The sequence below is a fragment of the Sphingomonas sp. genome (genome assembly GCF_035555815.1).
In the GTDB taxonomy this organism is placed as follows: Bacteria; Pseudomonadota; Alphaproteobacteria; order Sphingomonadales; family Sphingomonadaceae; genus Sphingomonas.
The window spans coordinates 1-2155 of record NZ_DATMGG010000143.1 but is presented as its reverse complement, the minus strand read 5'-3'; the positions used below and the strand labels follow the sequence as shown (position 1 = coordinate 2155).

The window sequence follows — 2155 nt, the reverse complement described above, 5'->3', positions numbered from 1 at the left end:
GCCAGCCGACGAAGCAGCGATAGCAGGGCTTGTCCGCTTCCCACCCGCGATAGAGCGCGAGCTGCCCGGCGAACTGGGCGACCGCGGCGGAGACCAGCGGGATGCGCAGCGCGAGCGCCGCATCGGCGACCGCGCCGCGCGTGGCGAAACTGTCGCTGCCGTCGATGATCGCGTCGGCGCCGGCCAGCAGCGCGGCGGCGTTGTCCGTGTCGATCCGCACGCGGTGCGCGGTGACCGCGACGTGCGGATTGAGCCGCGCCACCGCCGCCGTCGCCGCATCGACCTTCGCCGCGCCGATGTCGCCGGTGCCGAACACTGTCTGGCGCTGGAGGTTGGGCAGGTCGACGACGTCGTCGTCGATGATCGCCAGCGCGCCGACGCCCGCCGCCGCCAGAGACTGGATCGCCGGCGATCCGATCCCGCCCGCGCCGATCGGCGCGATGCGGGCGCCGCGCAACCGCATCTGCCCGGCGCCGCCGAAATCCCTGAGCACGATATGCCGCGCATAGCGATCGAGCTCGGCGTCGCTGAGTGTCGTCACCGCAGTGGGAAGGTCACGCTGGCACGATACCAGCCCTCGGGGGTGGCGCGCAGGTTGTTGCGGGCAAAGCTGGTGACCAGCCCGGCGGCGAACTGCTCCACCGTCGGACAATCGATCGCGCGCGGCACGGCGACACGGACCAGCCCGTCGGCGCGCACCAGCACCGCGACATCGACATCGACCAGCGCCCTGGCATCCTCGCGCTTCGGCGGGACGCAGCGTTTGGCCAGCACTTCATCGGCGACGAAGCGGCTGAGGTCGGAGGTCATCTGCGGCGGCGTGCGCCACGGCAGCGGGGTCAGCCGGTCCCAGTCGAGCGTGCCGCCGGTTGCAGTTGCCGCCTGCGCCAGCAGTGCGAGGGAGAGTGCGATCGTCATCGTCCGGTCGATCCGAAGCCGCCGGCGCCGCGCGCGGTGTCATCGAGGCTGGCGACCTCCTCCAGCGCGGCGTGCTGCACCGGGGCGGGGACGAGCTGGGCGATGCGATCGCCGCGCGCGATCGTGAACGGCGCGTCGCCCAGGTTGGCGAGGATCACCTTGACCTCGCCGCGATAGTCGCTGTCGATCGTGCCGGGGGTGTTGAGGCAGGTGACGCCATGCTTCAGCGCCAGGCCCGAGCGCGGACGGACCTGCACCTCGAAGCCCGCGGGAATCGCCATCGCGAAGCCGGTGGCGACGGCGTGGCGCTGGCCGGGGGCGAGCGTCAGCGCCTCGGCGGCGACGACGTCCATCCCGGCCGCGCCCGCCGTGGCATAGGCCGGCGCCGGCAATCCCTCGCCGTGCGGCAGCCGCAGCAGCGCGATGCGGATCGGGGCCGCGCTCACGGCAGCCTCGGCAGCGCGGCGGCGAGGCGCTGGAGCGCGGCGATCAGTTCGGGATCGTCGAGGATGTCATGCCCCTTGTCGGGCAGGATGCGATAGTCGGTGGTGACGCCACGCAGCGCCAGCGCCTCGGCATAGCCGCGCGATAGGGGCGGGGGCGCGACCTCGTCCTTCGCCCCGACCAGCACCGCCGCGCGCAGCGATGTCGGGATGCCGCCGACCGTCTGCAGCGGATCGAGGCTGTCGACCGGGGTGTCGAACCCCGCCTGCGGCCGTCGCTTCTTCATCCCCGTGCGCCATTCGTCGAGCATGCAGGGGCAGCCGGCCAGCACCAGCCCGTCGATCAGCCCCGATCGCGTGCCCGCCAGATCGGCGGCGATCGCCGCGCCGCCCGAATGGCCGACCACGATCGTGCGCGCGTTGGGATAGCGGCCGCGCAGGATCGCGATGGTATCCGCCACCGCGCCGATGCGGTCGGCGGTGTAATTGTCGCCGTTGCCCTCGCCGCGTTCGCCCGGCGATCGGTGGCCGGCGGCGTCGGTATAGCCGGGGCGCAGCACCGCGACGACCGCGCTGTCGGGCACCGCCGCCGCGAAACGCTCTGCCGCGACATATTGGCTGGACGGCGGCGCGTTGCGCGAATCACCGTGGAGGACCACCACCAGCGTGCGCACTCGCGCCGCCGGGGTGTCGCCAAAGGTTTCGGTATAGAGCGCCGGCTCGGGCGCGCGCGTCGCTGTCCCGCGCTGGGCAACGGGGGTGCACGCGGCCACGAGCAGCAGGGGTGCGAGCAG

Annotated in this window: 4 protein-coding genes; all 4 read right to left on the bottom strand. The window is 73.1% G+C overall.

Translation table 11 applies throughout. The features are described 5' to 3' along the window. A partial coding sequence (locus VNR91_RS08110; protein ID WP_325490267.1) for a ThiF family adenylyltransferase occupies nucleotides 1–541 on the bottom strand: 541 nt, incomplete at its 3' end. Continuing rightward, on the bottom strand, nucleotides 538–918 hold the full coding sequence (locus tag VNR91_RS08105; protein ID WP_325490266.1) for a hypothetical protein: 381 nt from the start codon (nucleotides 916–918) through the stop codon (nucleotides 538–540). The genes VNR91_RS08105 and VNR91_RS08110, both read right to left, overlap by 4 nt. Then, on the bottom strand, nucleotides 915–1364 hold the full coding sequence (gene dut, locus VNR91_RS08100; protein WP_325490265.1) for a dUTP diphosphatase: 450 nt from the start codon (nucleotides 1362–1364) through the stop codon (nucleotides 915–917). Before dut ends, VNR91_RS08105 begins: the two co-directional genes overlap by 4 nt. After that, nucleotides 1361–2155 (bottom strand): alpha/beta hydrolase (locus VNR91_RS08095; protein WP_325490264.1); only part of this gene is annotated, 795 nt, incomplete at its 5' end. The genes VNR91_RS08095 and dut, both read right to left, overlap by 4 nt.